The organism is Pseudomonas sp. UBA1879 (genome assembly GCF_002338065.1).
In the GTDB taxonomy this organism is placed as follows: domain Bacteria; phylum Pseudomonadota; class Gammaproteobacteria; order Pseudomonadales; family Pseudomonadaceae; genus Aquipseudomonas.
Genome location: NZ_DDHJ01000004.1, coordinates 45,945 through 62,887, shown reverse-complemented (window position 1 = coordinate 62,887; position 16,943 = coordinate 45,945). Strand labels below are relative to the sequence as shown.

The window sequence follows — 16,943 nt, the reverse complement described above, 5'->3', positions numbered from 1 at the left end:
TCAACGAATCACGATCACCCGTCCAAACGCTTCGTATTGCTCGAAACCCACCACGGATTTCAACGCCGCCAAGACTGCCACCGGGTCTTTGCTGGGGAAGCTGCCGCTGACTTTTCTGGCCCCAAGCTCGTCGTTAAGCACCACGATGCGGCCGGGGTAGTAGCGGCTCAGGTCGTCGATCACGTCGGCCAGCGGCGTGCGGTAGTAATTGAGCCAGCCCTGACGCCAAGCCAGTTGATGCTCGCTGTCGACAGCTTGCAGGGCGGTGGTGCGGATCGCGTCGTAACGGACACGCTGCCCCGCCGTGAGTATCTGCTGCGGCAAGTCGGCGCCGGCTTTCACGCCCACGCGCCCGGACAACACCGTGACCTGCGCGCCTTCGGGCAGCAAACGCACCTCGAATTGCGTGCCGAGTACGCGCGTTTCGCCGCGCCCGCCCTCGACAACGAACGGTTCACCGGTGTGCGTTACCTGAAAAAACGCCGCGCCGCGCCGCACCTGCACATGACGCTCGCCCTTGCTGAAATGCACGGCGATGGCACTGTCGGCGTCCAGGGTCACCTGCGATTGATCGGCCAAAGTGACCGTCCTCACCTCCCCCGGCGGGGAGACGAAATCGGCGCCGACGTCATCGACCCAGCGCTTCGGCTGCCAGCCCAGACCGACCCCGACCATCATCACCAGACACGCCGCCATCGCCAAAGCTGCGCCCCAGCGCGGCACCGACCGACGCTTCTCGGCCACTGGCGCATCCATCGCGCTGAGCAACGTTTCCAGCGCAACGGCTTCTTCAACGGCGAGTCTGACAGCAGGCGCCTCGCTCATTTCCCACACGACCTGCGCCTGCGCATAGGCCTCAACGTGCGCAGGGTCGGCGTGCAGCCAGCGCTTGAAACGCGCTTGATCCGCCGCACTCGGCTGGTCATGCAGCCGACTCAGCCAGCTCAAAGCGGCCTGGTGTTGTTCAGGGGTGATCATCAATGCCGAATCCGGAAGCGCTTTCATCGACCCGCGTCCTCGGACTTCGCACGAAGGGGGGTCGCCTGCGCGGCGTGCTGATCCAGACTCGCCTTACAGGCTTGCAGGGCGCGCATCATATGTTTTTCCACTGCGCTTTGCGAAAGCCCCATGGCCTTGGCGATATCGCCGTAGGTGCGCCCGTGGATGCGGTTGAGCAGAAAAATATGCCGCGTCTTTTCGGGCAGGCCACGCAACGCCGTTTCGATATGACGCAGATCGTTGCTGGCCACTAGCGCGGCGTGCGGTTCGTCACTGTGCGGCGTCGGCGCGTCCGGCATCAGCCCTTCGTTGAGGCGCGCGCGGGTGCCTTCGTTGCGCAGGTGATCGATGGCGATGTTGCCCGCGCAGCGCAGCAGATAGGTGTTGAGTTCTTCGACCTGCACCAACGGACGTCGCCAGAAACGCACGAACAGGTCCTGGATCAGATCCGCCGCTGTGGCTCGGCATCCGACACGGCGACTCACCAACGCCTCCATCTGCGGGCGTTGGGACAGAAACGCCTTGAGAAAGCGCGCGCGGGCGGCTTTGGGGGCGTCCTGGTCATCGTCGGCAGAAGACGCATCGGGCGTCGGTGGGGTGAGGTCGATCATGTGAGCTCAGGCCAGAACTTGAAGGCAGGCGGCCATTGGAACCAGCGACGCTCGGATCACTGCCAACAGGGCGGCAACGTCGACAGAGTGAACATTGGAGGGGCTTTTTGAACGCGTCGACATGCAGATGATTTTCCTGAGACTCGGCCAAAGGAGGCCGCTACGCACAAAAAGACGCAATATTAATGATAAATATTCTCATATGCAAAAGAGTCTGATGGCCGTTGCGGTCGAGCGCGTTGCAGCGGCCTGCCGATACGTTGACTCACGTCAGTGATTGGCCTGGCAGACCGGCCGAATGAGCTGCTTTTGGTGTGGGATGGTTCAGCCAAGACGTCCGCTTGGTCGATGCATTCGAGCATCCTCGGCGCCATGACCCGCTAAAGCAGGGGATGTTCCCTGAGGTAGAGCATCTTCCGCCGAGCTGCACATTAATTTCTGCAATGAAATATTTCTTCGATTTGGGGGTTGAATTGTTCTCCGTTCGGGGCCAACACTGTGCTCGAGGGCAGACGGAAATTCACCTTCGTCGAGACTCTCCCGAGCAAGCCAAAGTAAGGGAAGAACTATGCAAATCCAGGTCAACAGCGATAACCACATCGAAAGCAGCATCCGACTGGAGGAGTGGGTACGAACCACCGTTGAAACCACGCTCGACCGCTATGAAGAAGACCTCACCCGTATCGAAGTCCATATCCGCGACGAGAACGGCGACAAACCCGGCCCGCACGACATCCGCTGCCAGATGGAAGCCCGGCCAAAAGGACACCAACCCATTTCCGTAACGCACAAGGCTGACACCTTGGACCAGGCTGTTGACGGCGCTGCTGTCAAACTTGATCACGCGCTCGAACATCTGTTCGGCAAATTGCGCAGCAAACGTGGAGGTGTGGCGTCTATCGACCCCGTCCAAGGCACCGATTCGGAAAACCCGGATGCGCTGCTGCAGGAAGAATTTCTAGAGAAAGACGAGGCCTTGCACGGTTAATACCGGCGGCCTGAACAACGATACGAAGGGCGGGCCTGTGCACACAGGCCCGCCCTTTTTTGTGCCGGGTCGAACAGGGTCTGTCGCACTCAAAGCAAGCGTCCAGCGCTCAAACAGGGCGCTTATCTGATCAACTGGGCATTTGGCTACTACTAAAGTATTCATTCGAAAGGGTAAATCTCTTCAGCGTTTAACCGCTGAAAGGATTCATACCTCTTTTAAATGCACCGTTCGTCCTGAATGGCCCGAACTCTGCAAGTCTCCCTTCGTCGAGCCTCCACCTCTGCAAGCCCCGCCATTTCTGGCTCGACGGGCAGCTGACTAGTCAACTCAGACGCTGATTTCAACCGCCGTTGATCCTGCGTCGAGAACTAAAGGGACCCATCCCAAGTCAACTCATGCAGATCGATAATCAGGTAGCAGCCCATGGACAATCCTTTTCAACAGATCACCGATGCATTTCACCCAGACTACCGGGTCAACCTGAGCATCCAGGGCCTCGACGGCACCATCATGCTGACGCTTTCCAATGAGTCAGGCGTTGTTGCCAAACGCTTGATCAGCGCTGAACAGCGCAATTCTCCAACGCGCTTGCGCCGCTTGATCGAAAGCGTGCAATTCGGCATCGCCATCGAACAAGGCCACAGCGCCATCAAGATCCTGGCCGCCATGACCGATGGCGACCTCAAGCAGCTGTCCCCGCCCCCTGCGCGCAACGCTTTTCTCAACAGACCTCAACTGAACGTGGGCATCTGATCCCATGACGCGCATCTGACGGAGGCGATCCCTCATCGCCTCCCCTTCGCAGTGTCCGGCCAGGCCTTTGGTCGTCTACCCCCTTCGACACACGTCCCAGTTCAGCCCCCAGACAGACACCACCTGTTACAACCAATCCACAAGACGCCGCCCCGAGCACGACGCTGAAAGGGCGACGTGGATGAGCAGAGGTGTTTATGTCGTTACGTTATCTGGCCTTGGTGGGTGCACTGGTGATGGCGACCGGCTGTGTGGAAGAGCGAGTCGTGCATGAACGTCGCGTCGTCGAACGACCGGCGCCTCGCGGCGAATACGTCGAAGTCGTCGCCCCCCAAGCGCCTCCTACGCGCATCGTCGAAGAAGAACCGGCGCCGCGTCCCGGCTACATCTGGTCCCGTGGCTACTGGCGCTGGGAAGGCAACCGCTACGTGCCCGTCCATGGACACTGGGAGGTCGTGCGCCCAGGCTATCGCTATCAGCACCCCTACTGGGAAAACCGTGGCGATGGCTGGCACTACCACGTTGGGGTCTGGGTGAACTGAGTCCACACCAGCGCTCTGTGACGCGAGCGGCTCAACCGATGGGCCGCTCACCCGCCCTTCACACCTCCCCCTTCTCCTCGATGACCGCGCCTTTCTTGTTGCTGTGCGGGTCCGGCACTTTTACCGACGGAAACTGCGACGAGGCGTAACGCACCACCAGAATCGCGAACGCCAACAATAGAATCGCACCACTGAGGTACACGACCCCCAAATCCGGCGGCGCATGGTGCGAGACGTCTGAGATCAGCAGGCGGGTCAGCGCCGTGATTGCCACATAGATCAGGAAGCGCACGGGCATGTGGTTGGTCTTGACGACGAGTGCAGCCCAATCGGATGACATTCTGCGGCAAGGAGGAAACTCACTTTCATATCTCGAATTACACCACTGGAATTCGAGTTTACTTGTGTGTACTCTTCCTAAATTAACCGGACCTTAAGAGTAATGAAATGGAAATTCATGAATTAATAGACTCGGCAAGTTCTGTCCAAAGAATTTATTGCGGAAAATGCTCTTCACATTTGAGTTTAGTATTTGAGGTACTGGACGAAATAATTTCCGGCGTACACTTTAAAATCAACGGACTTCCATTTCTTCGCTGCATTCAATGTCAGATACGGTATTTACCTGACAGGTCAAAGTCTGCAATATTACACCTACATCGTCAAGCTTTTGAAAAAGGCTCAGACATGATTACATCTGATAGAAAAAAGACTCAAAATGATTTTGGCTTTACCAAGGTACCATTCATTTATGATTCAGATGACTATCTATACATACCTGGCCTGGAAAGAGATTTTGATAAAGGTTTTTTGACACCGGTATTCTTCAATAAAGAAGTACTTGTGAAATACGACTCTCACCCATCATACAGAGTGCAATTCGCCTCCAAAACTTATGGAACAATATGGTGCAATGATGACTTTAGCGTTCCATTCGGTATAAATAAACATGAAAAAATTGTAATGTGGTTGGGAGACATATCCAGACTGCCTATAAAAGAGCAATATTATCTAAGATCCGAAAATGTTATATCTGACCACTGTATTGGCAGCGAATTCTACGATGGCCAAATTGAATGTGTATTTACGGACCTAACTCCCGAAGACAAGTTATTTAAAGAACGGTCAAATTTCATCGAGTCTTTTTACGCACGTTTCGGCACAAAAGTATCGAGGCTTGACCAAGAAGTATTAGAGATTTCGCTAAGTATTACCCGCCCGACGCTTGACACACCAACAGAGCAAAAAAAATTAATCAACAACCTTTACAAAGTATATGTAGAATCCTTAGACAAAAACATTTTAAGCAAAGCAATTGCAAAAGAATGCGCACAAAAGGAAATTGTAAATCTTGGGGTCTTGCAGAGGCTAAAGCTGTTTATCGCAGCAGTATCATCAGAGGAGCAAGCGACACGAATAATGCAACCGTTATTTTTGCTGCAGGATCTTAGATTAATTCATGCACATACAGGTTCAGAGGCAAGCAAAAATAAAAAAATCAATGAGATCAAACTAGAACTAGAAATTGATGAGAGCAGTACTACCCTCGAAGTACATGATGCGTTGATAGCAAAACTGAGAGAGTCTTTCCACGCGATAACTTCTAGTATTTAATAAAAATGGAAATTGGAGAAAAGCCAGATGCTACCAGAGTTATGCAGAGAGCTATTCGACAAAAATGGAAACCCACTACAACTATCTATTGCGAAGCGTGAATTTAAAGTCAACGAGATACATATAGTTGCTAAAGACCTGCCGTTTCTAATAGAGCCAAAAACCAAGCAGCTGTATATAACAAAATTATCCGAAATACTAATTTTCGACGAAATAAAAACAAAAAGCAGAGCTTTGAAAATTATTGTGAAAATGCCAGAGAAAATAAAAAAAACCCAGTACGCACTTTGCAAAGATTTAGATTTTGCTTACTCTGCGGTGGAATATTTATCAACACCAGGCCTAGCCCACGAGTTCAGCAATTCCGGATTTCTAGCTCCCATATACTTCAAACCAGAGGTATTAAACAAATATGCATTGCATCCATCCTATAGCCTTACCTTACTTTCATCAACGTATGGCAGTATAACCAAATTAGACGAATGGCAAATTTCGTTCGGCGTTAATGCATCCAAAAATATAATAATGTGGCTCGGCGATATAGACGAACTCCCCTTAGATGAAAAATTCTATCTACTTTCAGAAAACGTGGAACCACAGTTCGACGTACACTCACAATTTTATAACGCGCAAATAGAAAATGAATGGGCGCAGCCGAATATTGAAAGTCAATTATTTACACTTCGAGAAGATACGTCAGCGCTAGTAGAAATTGTTTTCAGCACTCCCCTTTACAAACTCGAAGGAGAAATCGCTGAAACTATAGGGAATTTACAGAAACCCATCTTTTGGACTGATATACACGTCGCCAATCTCACTGAAGCCCTAAATAGAATATTTGTTGAATCAATAGATGAAAAAACCGTAAAAATAGCTATAAATAAAATTCCCCCTTTAACTCAGACCAAAAATCTAAAGGGGTTGAAACTTCTATCACTGCTCATAGAAAAATTAAGCGATAAAGAAAGTGCTTACAAGATAATGACTCCTTTTTTTGTGCTGAATGATTACCGAGGGCTATTTCAACATCTTCAATCCGAATATGACTTGATCAGAATTATGAAAACTATAAATTTACGCTTAGAGCTTCCTGAGGAAAATTTCTCACACGAACTAATTTACACTGAATTACTTCAACATATGAGAAAAGCTTACAGCGACGCGTACAGCATAATCAAAAATTTCAGTTTCCCCACGAATGGGGATAGAGAACATGCCTAAGGAAACTGATATTACTAAGCACACACAGAGAGCAGCATGTGTGATGGCTGTGGAGAATGAAATCGATTTAGAGATGTCCAAAAACCCTCTCAACAATTTTAGTTATCAACAACAGATATGGACTTTGTTATCCGTTGTCGAAGACCATCACTTCAAGATAAGTATTATTAATCCATTGCCCGAGCAACGTGCTGCTGCCTATATTGATGGGCTTATTAACGCTATAGTACACCCGATTCGAGCGTGCTACTCAGACAAACCAAACTCAAATTCAAACTCAAACTCAAACTCAAAAAAGATAGATCGGGAATTTCGAGATAACAGTTATATCTACACACAGGAATGGATTGATCTAGCAAAAAGCTACCTAAATTTTTGCTCGATATTCCCTCTATATCATGCAAAGATGATTGAACTAACAGTATCAGGTAACGACATCGTTCCTTCGGATTGGTCTAGTTATAACTTAACCTATGAGGCATATGATCGACTAGTAGCGAAACGAGATCCCACAACAGAAAATTCCCCGCTTACGCATATATCCGCTAAAGAACTCCGACGGCATATGAGCATAAGCGGAAACTATTATAATGTAAATTTCTCGAAACGTTTAATGACTGCCCTTTCCGATGCTTATTTTGAGGATTTTAACAATCGTCACAATCTACCTAATCAATGGAACTTTCTTACATTTTCAATAAGTGACTTCCGAAAGGTTTTTATCTCGTTGCAAATCATGGCTTCTGCATGGTTCATGGCTAGAGTAATAGCTGTTGAAGAAGGCGTGCCTGCTCTAGCCTTTTCTAGTGCACTTTGGACACCAAAAAAAAGCATGCTAATAAATATTATTGCCAGCCACATCGAAATCTCAAGGACTAAGGTAAGCAAAGTTTTAGATTATTTAACATATGGAAATAAAGGCATCCGGCACCCAGACATCGCGATCCAGCCCCTAATTGAACTTAATGAAAGTCAATATGCGATATCACCATTCATAATTATGCATACTAACGGCGAGCGTAATTTATGTGTGCTTTTAAATCAGATTCCAGAAGAGCGTTATATCTATTCGCGGCTAGTCCAAGAAAAGGAGTATAGAGTGCGACAGGAAATAATAAATTCGCTGGAAGGTCTTGATCTTGAGTTCACGCATGGACAAATAGATAGTACGGACATTGATTTGGCAATTATTGACCATTATAAAAAAACCTGCCTCTGCATAGAAATAAAATGGTTCATAGAACCCTCCGAAATCCGAGAGGTATTATCACGCTCAGAGGAAATAATTAAAGGCGTCAGTCAAGCAAAGAAAGTCTCCGAGGCTTTCAGGAATGGAAATAGCAAATTACTAAACCTGCTTTCAATAAACCAAACATATGATTTTCTATCTATCGTGGGCTCAGTTAATTCGATAGGCCATCACGTCGCTCAGGACTCAAATGTACCGGTTATAAAAATCTGGCATTTAACTACACAAATACGTAATCACAATAACTTAAGTGCAACGGTAAATTGGTTGAACCGCAGACAATACTTACCTACAAAAGGCATAGACTTTACTATCGAAAAATTTCCCATTACGTGCGGAGAGTGGAGTTCCACATGGTATGGAATTAGGCCCATTAGTAATAACTAATGAGCGCGCTATCATACCAATCGAGACCATGCTGGAAGCGCCCATCTGTGACATTTTTAAATATATTCTTAGGGTCAATGTTCTCTAGCCCCTGACCTGAAGCTATTTTCAGATATCTTTGGTAGCAATCAATATGAGTATTTTTAGTTTCAATACCTCGACCGTTCAAAAATAATGTCAGAGACTCTAAATCAGAAAACCGATCGTCTATAGAAAGCCCCGGGAGCGAGTGGGTCCCGGCTGGACATCTATTCTGCAGTTCTGCCATATTCCAATCCTCCATCAAACCCAGTTATGATCTATGACATTTAGGTAACGACCTATGTGAACCCCATGATCTATGAAGTTTATAAAAGACCCACCCCCCCTAAATTAGTCACTTGAAAAAGCTGCATCTGACAGCCTTTTCAAATTTCGCAGAAATTATATCAATCAGCCTTTTCTTTTACCGACGGGTATTTCGCAGATGAATACCTAACCACCAAAATCGACACAGCAAGTAAAAGCACACCACCACACACATATAAAATCCCGGTGTCCGGCGCATTGTGATGAGAAACATCACTTATCAATAATCGAATCAGCGCCGTAACGCCAATGTATAAAAGAAAACGCAAGGGCATGTGATTTGTTTTAAAATAAATCCCCGCCATTGCAAGAAGTTCAAGATAGATAAATAGCAGTAAAATATCATCAACCGTAATTTTCGGCTGTTGAAGCATTCCTATAAAGGTAAAAATACCCGCATAAACTGTTATAACGCCAATTGCGAAAAGTGCTAAGTAATGGAAAGTTTCAACGAACAAATTACCAATTGAATCAGCACCACCATGCAACTTTTTGCGCAGGCTTTCAGCCCATTTCACTTCTTGCGTCATCATAACCACCACTGTTCAGAAATCGAGCGAATCAAGCCGACTACACGGCGCATCAGAAGCAGGTCATGCACACCACGTCCCAGTGTTATCAGGGCTTTTAAGCATCTGGTATCCACTACGAGGAATGTTAGTAACGTAGACCTTCGTCTTGAAGTAAATCCCGACCATGGCGCCTAACTCCAGGTAGATGAACAGCAGCAGAATGTCATCGACCGTGATGTGCCCTTTGTCCAGCATGCCGAGGAAAGCCATGACCGCAGCCCACGCGGTGACGGCGCCGATGGCGAAGAGTGCCAGGTAATGGAAGGTTTCGACGAACAGGTTGCCCAGCGATTCGGCGCAACCGTGTACGTGCTGACGGAGGGATTCGGCCCAGTTGATTTTCACGATGTGCTTCCTTGAGTGACCCGAAACGGATGATGCCGCGCTCGCGTGACGCTTTTGCTCGCGCTTGAGGCCAAGCATTAAAGAGGCCATCGACTAAGGTTGAGAACGTGACTCTTTGTCGCAAGGCGTGTCGCACTCAACGAAAATGGCCATGATTTGCCACTACCCAAGCGGCGACGATTCCCTTATGCTGCGCACTGTATAAAAACACAGTACTCACTCAGCGTTGATACACATGAAGGCATGGATTCGCTGCCGGACGATGGTTCAGGCCCCAGCTTTCCCAACGACACTCTGGACAAGACGACGAGGCCAAAATGGCTGTTGAAACCCTTTACCGCAGTACCCGCGATTTGGAGACTACGTTCGTGGACCGTAAACTCGCCGATGCGCATGATCAGATGCTGGAGCTGGCAGAAGTGCTGACCGAGGTCTTGATGAAAAACGTGCCGGGACTTTCTGAAAAGCATGCAGAAGATGCGAGCATTTACATGGCGAAAAACCGCACGGTCTTCGCCGCCGCTTTCAAAAACAATGCGAGCGCGCTCAGCGATCTCAGCGAACCGTCCGAGACGACGGATTGACGACATTCGGCATCTGCTCGTCCAGGCCGGCGGTTGCGCAGACCTAGATCCAAGGAGTCCATATGCCACACGAGCAGACATTGATCGCCACGGAAGAGGGCGACTGCCCGGCCCACGTTTTCACCCCTGAAAACGGCGCAGGCGGCCCGGCCATTGTTTTTTACATGGACGCGGGCGGCATTCGTTCTGCCGAGCTGGCGATGGCGCAGCGATTGGCCAATGCAGGTTTTGTGGTGCTCTTGCCCGACCTTTTCTATCGTTATGGGCCTTACGAGCCGTTTGATCCGCGAGCGGTTTTCCAAGGTGATGTACGTGCCATTCTTGGCCCCCTGATGGCAACGACAGGCCCCATGAAAGCCGCTATCGATACCGGCGCATTCCTGGATTATCTGGATGGTCGTACCGATGTTCATGGCAAAAAGGTAGGCGCCGTTGGGTTTTGCATGGGCGGCGGGATGGCCATCGCTGCGGCAGGCAAGTGGCCCGAGCGTTTCGCGGCAGTCGCGAGCTTCCACGGTGGCAATTTGGCAACCGAGGCTGCGGATAGCCCGCACACTTTCGTGAAAGATGTGAAAGCCGACGTGTACCTCGCCGTTGCCGAGGACGATCCTAGCTATCCACCCTCAATGGCCGTGCAATTTGAACAGGCGCTGCAGGACGCGAGGGTGGACTATCGGTCGGAAACCTACAGCGCCGCCCATGGCTGGATGAAGCCGGATTTTCCTGTCTATGACGAAGAAGCTGCGGAGCAGGGCTGGCGGCAAATGCTTGGATTGTTTCACCAAAAGCTTAGCTAGCCAGTAACCCCCTCGCGCCGGTTACCTTTATCGTCCCTGCTCATCTCATCGCTGAATGCTGCCTGAGTTGCCTTGATGCCTCTAAAGAAACACCGTGCCTGACCGCCTGAGCAGCACATGCTTCGGACTGCATACCTTGCAGACGCGGTGCCGACATGGCCTTTACTCAAGGTTCAAAAGACGTTCGGCCAGTGCATCGGCCACCCGCGCAGGTGAGCGCTTCTCGGCTTGGGCGTGGGCAAATACTTCAGTCAGCCGTGTTCCAATCTGCGAAAGATGAGCGGTGATGGTGTCTAGGCTTTCTCCCTGATGTTGCAGAGCGAGATAAATGAGACCACCGGAATTGATCACGTAATCCGGTGCATAAAGGATGCCGCGCGCTTCGAGTTGATCGGCGATCGCGGCGCAGCTGAGCTGGTTGTTGGCGCCTCCGGCCACAGCGGCGCAGCGCAGTTTTGTCACGCTGTGACTGTTGAGCACCCCGCCCAACCCACAGGGAGCAAGGATGTCGCAAGGCGTGCTGAGCAGTGCATCGATGGCAATCGGCTTGGCGCCCATTTGCTCCATCGCCAGCTGCACTTTGCCGCTGTCCAGGTCGGCGACCAGCAGTTCCGCCCCCGCCGCGTGCAGCTGTTCGGCCAAGGCATAACCGACATGCCCCAACCCTTGAATCGCCACGCGCAGCCCTTCGAGGTTGTCGCTGCCCAGCCGCGCCATGGCTGTTGTCCGAATACCCGCATACAAGCCCATAGCGGTGTAAGCCGTGGGGTCGCCGGACGCAGTGGTGGTGGTGACGTGGCGGGTGTACCGCGCGATGCAGTCCATGTCTTCTTTGGATGTGCCGCTGTCGATGGCCGTGATGTAACGGCCATCGAGCGTCTGAATGAAACGTCCGAGAGCTTCGAATAACGTGGAGCGATCGGGCACATGGGCGGGTTGCAGAATGACCGCCGAGCCACCGCCCAGCGACAGACCCGCCAAGACAGCCTTGTAGCTCATGTTCCTGGCCAGTTGAATAGCGTCTTCGATTGCGCTCTCTTCGTTCGGATAGGCCAGGTAGCGACAGCCTCCCAGTGCCGGGCCTTTGCGGCTGCTGTGGATCGCGATCACGGCTTTGAGACAGGTCTGCGGATCGACGACCAGGTGCAAGGCGTTAACGCGTGAATGCTGCATGAGAGCGAACATCGGCGGTGCTCCCGTTTTTTTGTATTGCGAGTATAGGCGCTCGCCGAAAAAACGGCGGCAGCGTTGGCAACATCTTGACCGACTCCCGACGTGTAGCAATCAATCGGCATTCGGCACTGGACGAACTCCCTCACGGGGGGCTACAACAAAGCTTCTCGAATCAGTCACTCAGACGCCTTCCGGTCGGAGAAGTCGATGAATCCACGCCAACAATGCCTCGAATGTTTCCATAGAACACCACCCGCGACATTCGAAGCGGCACTGTGGATCGCTGTCGAGCACGATGCCCAGGTCGATCCCCGGCAGATCCTTGAGCGGGTTGATCAGCTTCAACGTCAGGCCAGTGCGGCGTTACCAACGCTGCCCGCCGGTGAACTGGCGCAGCCGTTGTTGCGACATATGGCGAGCCTCGGATTTCAGCAGGAGGACATGGCCCAGCCCAAACCTGCGGCTGCCTTGCTGGACAAAATCGTCGAACGACGTCGAGGTCAGCCGCTGGGGCTGGCGATGATCGCGCTGGAACTCGCGCGCCGTCTGGAGATTCCCCTTGAGGGCGTCAATTTTCCGGGGCATTTTTTGGTGCGCGTGCCCGGCGCCGACCATTCCCTCGACCCTTGCGGAGGCCGCCGGCTGTATCCCAAGGATTGCCGCGAACTGCTCCTGCGCCAGTTCGGTCCGGACATGCCGCTGAAGGCCGAACACCTGCGTACTGCGACACCTCAGGCGATGTTGCAGCGCCTGTCGCGCAACCTGCGGCATCTGCATCACATCAACGAGGATCTGATCGCTTCCCTGAAAGACGCCAATCGCGTGCTTGAACTGGGGCAGGCCAACACCAGCGATTACCTCGCCCGCGCCAGCCTGTACCAGACGCTGGAGTGCCCACAGGCCGAGCGTTACGACCTGGAGCACGCGTTATTGTTGAGCGAAGATCCGGTGCAGCGGATCAGGCTCGCTCAAAGATTAGTGACGTTGCCGTCCCGCGGAGGTATTCATTGACGGCCTTTTGCAGCTTCCCTTCGAATTCCAGGTGGTGCCACACCCAGACGCCCACAGGAACGCCGACCCCCTTGGCGGCCAGTTCGGCCGCGTTGAACAATTTCCGCGCAGCGTTCCCGCCTTTGACAAGCCCCATCACGCCCGCCAACAGCAAAGGCAATGCAGCAGCCCTGTCCCCGGACAGATACGCGTCGACCCCCTGATAAATCTTCACCCCGCTGGTAAAGATTCCCCACGCGATGCTCACGGCCGGGAAAGGGACCAGCAATACGTTGCCCAGCCATTGAATAACCGTCCAGGCGGTCGCGAACCTTGCTTCGGCGTGGCTCTCGGTCTGAGCATCCACGTCGGCAATCATTCGCTCGATCATATTGCCGAACAGCAGCTCGGCGTCCGGAATTCGGGCCTCTATACGGTTCACGATGCGAATGAATTTCTCATCGAACTTGCCACCTCGTTGCAGGCGCTCGAAGAACGAGCCCACCTGAGGCTGGCCCATGTAGGCCACGCGGCTGTAGTAATAGTTCTGCATCTGCGACGACTCGAGTAACTGCGCATAGTCTGTCAGTCGCTGGAACAACACGCCGTCCGGAGAATTGGGGGTATAAAGCAGATTGAAATCAGGGTCGTCTGTGGCGAAATCCCGGAAGATGTAAACGCCTTCGACAATCTGTTTGGCTATGCGAAACGCCGAAACAGCGCTGGTCTGATTGAGAACAGGAGCTTGCACATCAAGCGAGATAATGGTTCGGCGAAGCCATCCGTACTGCCCTTCGCTGAGCTGGCCACGCATGAACTCCGTCAAGGCGTCACGGGACATTTGATATTGAACACGCTTGGCCATCAGGCGTTTACGCCGTGCGTACTGCGGACTGCTTCGACCGAGGAAGGTTTTTTCCAGATGCTCCATGTATCGAGCGCCCAAGTCCGAACCGAGCACCTGTTTGTCGATGAAATGTATCAATTTGATCGGAAGCTCTCTGTAGTCCAGGCCAGTCGAGGAATACAGGTGAATCTGTGGCCGGTGCCCCAGAATTTCCTCGCTGCCCTCCATCATGAGCTCGGTCAATTGGCGCAAATCGCTGTGTTCGCCAAAGTCTGGCGTCTCACGACGAGGTTGCCCAAGCCCGAAGTAAAGCGTGTCTGGGTCGACAGGCCTGTCGAACCCGCTACGACGCAGGAAGTCGTTCAGCACGGTGGTGGTGTATTCGTGGACGTAGGTTCTGTAATCCACCAGACCCGTACTGATGCGCCTGAACTCGCTGTTCAGCGCTTCGATCCGGGCGTCCAGCAGTGCCTGAATGGAAGGGCTGGCGAAGGAGGTCTGACTGTCTGTGTTCGGTGCTGCCAGCTCCGCCGCGCGCAATGCCCGGGCTACTTTCTGGCTGACGAGGTCGCCCATGTTGGCCTGGAATGTGTCCCCCATGCAGCGCACGAACAGGCAACTGTTCAAACCCCATAACGAGGGCTTCAGGTGAACATTGTTGATGACCGCGGCGTGCCCTTGCTCGGTCGGTCCTGTCAGTTGCGCATTGACATACGAGCGTCCGGCTTCCGTCGCAAGCCAGGCCCCCACGCCGAAACACAGCTGTTGCCAGGATCTGAACTCGAAGAAATCCTGACCGTTTGGCGCGCCCGGTGCGTAGAGCACGTAATGGGTGTCGTTTTGAGTCCTTTCCTCGAACACGATCAGGTCGTTGAAGCGCGTGTGGGTTTCGAGCAAGTACAAGCTGCCGATGCTGTATTTGGAGCCCTCTTTGCGCTGGTCGCCGCGAACTCTGTTCAACAGCTCATGGCTGCGATCCTGAATCAGGTGGCCCTGCAAGCCAGCGGTGAACGCGCTCAATGCCAGCGCACTGTCGCGATGAATGACCATTTGACGGACGGTTTCGGGGTCTTCATAGGCCTTTCGAAGCGCCAACCCATAACGATGATGCAGATTGAGTTCAGCGAGCATCGTCCTGACGAATGCTTCCGAAAACTCTGCGTGCAGATGATTGGGCGCTGGCGCGAAGCTCAAAGGTTTGCCCGTGTCAGGCAGGCCGGACACGGCAAACTCGAACAGCGTCTTCTCATATTTGGCGTGCAGCGTGTCGCCACGGCCGAGAGCGATGGCATCATCGAGCGTGATGACGACGCTGTTGGGGTCGATCAAACACCCAAGATGCTGCCGAATGTAATTGGTCAGCTCGGTGTGAGCGAACACGGTAAACGATTCGACGCCTGCAAGCCGACTCGCGATCTGCCCCTTCAAGGCCCGATGTTTGCGCTCCAGCGCAAACAAATGCGTTTTGTCGGACGGCTTGGCGAACTTGCGCCAATCCGGGGCTACGAACGCATCCGTTATGACAGACAGCAGATTGAAACGATGCCCCATTGCATCGTTCACATGCGCGCTCAGTTGCGTGCGCTCAACGTGCTCATGCCAAGCATCGGACGCCAACTCCCTCTCCGCCCACAGGAAGCCTAGATCCTGAGCTTGCTTGCTTTCAAGCGCGCGCAGGTGATGCTCCAGCATTGGCCGATCGACCGGCACGAACCGCCAAGCGTCTTCGGGGATGGCATCGTTCGCCGTCAAGCGTTCGTGGTCGGCTAGGGGTAGGCCTGCAGTCAAGTGCGGGTCCTGCAACTCGCCAGACATTCGGCGGCTCAGCGCTTGACAGAGAACGCCAATGGATTCGAAGCGCTCAACACCCTTGCACGGCATGACCAGAAAGACCACACCCGACGGATCTTCGGAAGGTTGCGAGGATTGGCTGACGACGTACGTGGAGGTTAATGGAGTGCGTTGACGGTGCTGCTCCACCGCCACTTCATACACGCCTTCGATGACGCCATCGCCAACGACCTTCAACAGGCGGTTTTGCTCCGCAACCGACATGACGCGACACAGCATGCGCAACGCAACTTCGTCGCTCAACGCTTGGCGATGCAATCCGATCAGCAGCCGATCGGCGGGTTCGATGCGCAGCGGATCCTCAGGATGAGGGACCATTTTTTGCCAAAGATGGCGAAGGTAACTGTCGTAACCTGAGACAACCGACGGCATTAGCGCGTTGAGGACGCCGATCAGACTGCGGTTTTGCGAGCTGCTGAGCGCATGACGCGGTTCAAGCGTGTCATGACGGGTATAGAAACCGGCTCCGGTAAGAGTCGGGATCGCCGCTCCATTGCGCAGGGTATCGATAAGAAGATCAGTCATGCCAATGGAGGCAACCGTGCCGCTTGCGAGGCGCCGGTTGAAAAAAATCGCATCGGGATTGGACACCGCCAGACCGGTCTGGGGGCGGACGCGGTTGAGGCTCTCGCGCAGTCGCTCAGACACCCATTCGCGCAGCGTCTGGCTTTGCGCAAGCACCTGCTGACAGCCCGAACTGGCGGTGGACAATGCAGTCAGGTGCTGAGTGATCTGATCGAAGGTTTGAGATGCCGCGGGCGCGACTTTGGGTTCAAGAACAGCATTCATGGGTACAGCTCCAAGGTAGGTCGCTTACCCCCACCCGGCATCCAGCCGAACGAGAAAACAGGTAAGCGACGAAAGTGAGCGCCTATGAAACGACGTCACTCGCTCTGGGTAGCGGTACATATTTATATGCAGTGGCTGCACTCCATGACAGCGTATGGGGAACGATCTGAGCGGGCGCAGGAAATTTCACATTATTGCCGTCAGGGTAAAACTGCATGTCGTAAACGACGCTGTATGGGTCAGCGAGAACCTCCTATCATTGCCTCACCTCGCGACTGCC

Annotated in this window: 15 protein-coding genes and 2 pseudogenes; 9 read left to right on the top strand and 8 right to left on the bottom strand. The window is 52.7% G+C overall.

What is annotated here, in order from left to right; all coding sequences use genetic code 11:
• The gene (locus tag B3N48_RS03525) at window positions 1-1,005 is read right to left on the bottom strand and encodes a FecR family protein (RefSeq protein ID WP_296179469.1); all 1,005 of its coding nucleotides are present in this window, start codon (window positions 1,003-1,005) and stop codon (window positions 1-3) included.
• Entirely contained in the window at window positions 1,002-1,610 is a 609-nt protein-coding gene (locus B3N48_RS03520) for an RNA polymerase sigma factor (protein WP_296179467.1), read from the bottom strand. Before B3N48_RS03520 ends, B3N48_RS03525 begins: the two co-directional genes overlap by 4 nt.
• A gap of 568 nt (window positions 1,611-2,178) precedes the next feature.
• Between B3N48_RS03520 and B3N48_RS03515 the strand changes: the two genes are divergently transcribed.
• From B3N48_RS03515 to B3N48_RS03505, 3 genes are all read left to right on the top strand, one after another.
• On the top strand, window positions 2,179-2,598 hold the full coding sequence (locus B3N48_RS03515; protein ID WP_296179464.1) for an HPF/RaiA family ribosome-associated protein: 420 nt from the start codon (window positions 2,179-2,181) through the stop codon (window positions 2,596-2,598).
• Window positions 2,599-3,024: 426 nt separating this feature from the next.
• Complete coding sequence (locus tag B3N48_RS03510) at window positions 3,025-3,354, top strand: DUF3509 domain-containing protein (protein WP_296179459.1); 330 nt, start codon at window positions 3,025-3,027, stop codon at window positions 3,352-3,354.
• A gap of 197 nt (window positions 3,355-3,551) precedes the next feature.
• A complete protein-coding gene (locus B3N48_RS03505; protein WP_296179456.1) occupies window positions 3,552-3,896 on the top strand; it encodes a YXWGXW repeat-containing protein in 345 nt (114 codons plus the stop codon).
• 58 nt (window positions 3,897-3,954) lie between these two features.
• Here B3N48_RS03505 and B3N48_RS03500 read toward each other — a convergent pair.
• Window positions 3,955-4,206: pseudogene (locus B3N48_RS03500) on the bottom strand (phosphate-starvation-inducible protein PsiE); the annotation flags it as partial.
• Between the two features lie 137 nt (window positions 4,207-4,343).
• On the opposite strand from B3N48_RS03500, the gene B3N48_RS03495 reads away from it, so the two are divergent.
• Genes B3N48_RS03495 through B3N48_RS03485 form a run of 3 tightly spaced genes read left to right on the top strand, consistent with a single transcriptional unit; the run spans window position 4,344 to window position 8,367 of the window.
• Window positions 4,344-5,510 carry a hypothetical protein gene (locus tag B3N48_RS03495; protein ID WP_296179453.1) on the top strand — a complete coding sequence of 389 codons (1,167 nt, stop codon included), beginning with the start codon at window positions 4,344-4,346 and terminating at the stop codon, window positions 5,508-5,510.
• Between the two features lie 27 nt (window positions 5,511-5,537).
• Window positions 5,538-6,731, top strand: coding sequence for a hypothetical protein (locus tag B3N48_RS03490; RefSeq protein WP_296179450.1), 1,194 nt, complete (start codon window positions 5,538-5,540; stop codon window positions 6,729-6,731).
• The gene (locus B3N48_RS03485; RefSeq protein ID WP_296179447.1) at window positions 6,724-8,367 is read left to right on the top strand and encodes a hypothetical protein; all 1,644 of its coding nucleotides are present in this window, start codon (window positions 6,724-6,726) and stop codon (window positions 8,365-8,367) included. The genes B3N48_RS03490 and B3N48_RS03485 overlap by 8 nt, the downstream gene beginning before the upstream one ends.
• Here the strand turns inward: B3N48_RS03485 and B3N48_RS03480 are convergent.
• The 3 genes and pseudogenes from B3N48_RS03480 to B3N48_RS03470 form a co-directional block, all read right to left on the bottom strand.
• Window positions 8,354-8,635 (bottom strand): hypothetical protein, encoded by a 282-nt coding sequence (locus tag B3N48_RS03480; protein ID WP_296179445.1) that lies wholly within the window; start codon window positions 8,633-8,635, stop codon window positions 8,354-8,356. The genes B3N48_RS03485 and B3N48_RS03480 overlap by 14 nt on opposite strands.
• Before the next feature lie 160 nt (window positions 8,636-8,795).
• A complete protein-coding gene (locus B3N48_RS03475) occupies window positions 8,796-9,245 on the bottom strand; it encodes a phosphate-starvation-inducible protein PsiE (protein WP_296181559.1) in 450 nt (149 codons plus the stop codon).
• 144 nt (window positions 9,246-9,389) lie between these two features.
• A pseudogene (locus tag B3N48_RS03470) lies at window positions 9,390-9,632 on the bottom strand (phosphate-starvation-inducible PsiE family protein); the annotation flags it as partial.
• A 317-nt stretch (window positions 9,633-9,949) separates the two neighbouring features.
• Between B3N48_RS03470 and B3N48_RS03465 the strand changes: the two are divergent.
• Window positions 9,950-10,216, top strand: a complete 267-nt coding sequence (locus tag B3N48_RS03465; RefSeq protein ID WP_296179443.1) for a YebG family protein — start codon at window positions 9,950-9,952, stop codon at window positions 10,214-10,216.
• A 62-nt stretch (window positions 10,217-10,278) separates the two neighbouring features.
• Window positions 10,279-11,013 (top strand): dienelactone hydrolase family protein, encoded by a 735-nt coding sequence (locus B3N48_RS03460; protein ID WP_296179440.1) that lies wholly within the window; start codon window positions 10,279-10,281, stop codon window positions 11,011-11,013.
• Window positions 11,014-11,175: 162 nt separating this feature from the next.
• Here B3N48_RS03460 and B3N48_RS03455 read toward each other — a convergent pair whose 3' ends face one another.
• Window positions 11,176-12,198, bottom strand: coding sequence for a Glu/Leu/Phe/Val dehydrogenase family protein (locus B3N48_RS03455; protein ID WP_296179437.1), 1,023 nt, complete (start codon window positions 12,196-12,198; stop codon window positions 11,176-11,178).
• A gap of 195 nt (window positions 12,199-12,393) precedes the next feature.
• Between B3N48_RS03455 and B3N48_RS03450 the strand changes: the two genes are divergently transcribed.
• Entirely contained in the window at window positions 12,394-13,197 is an 804-nt protein-coding gene (locus B3N48_RS03450; protein WP_296179434.1) for a SirB1 family protein, read from the top strand.
• On the opposite strand, the gene B3N48_RS03445 is transcribed toward B3N48_RS03450, so the two are convergent.
• Entirely contained in the window at window positions 13,145-16,663 is a 3,519-nt protein-coding gene (locus B3N48_RS03445) for a dermonecrotic toxin domain-containing protein (RefSeq protein WP_296179430.1), read from the bottom strand. The genes B3N48_RS03450 and B3N48_RS03445 overlap by 53 nt on opposite strands.
• Window positions 16,664-16,943: the final 280 nt, after the last annotated feature.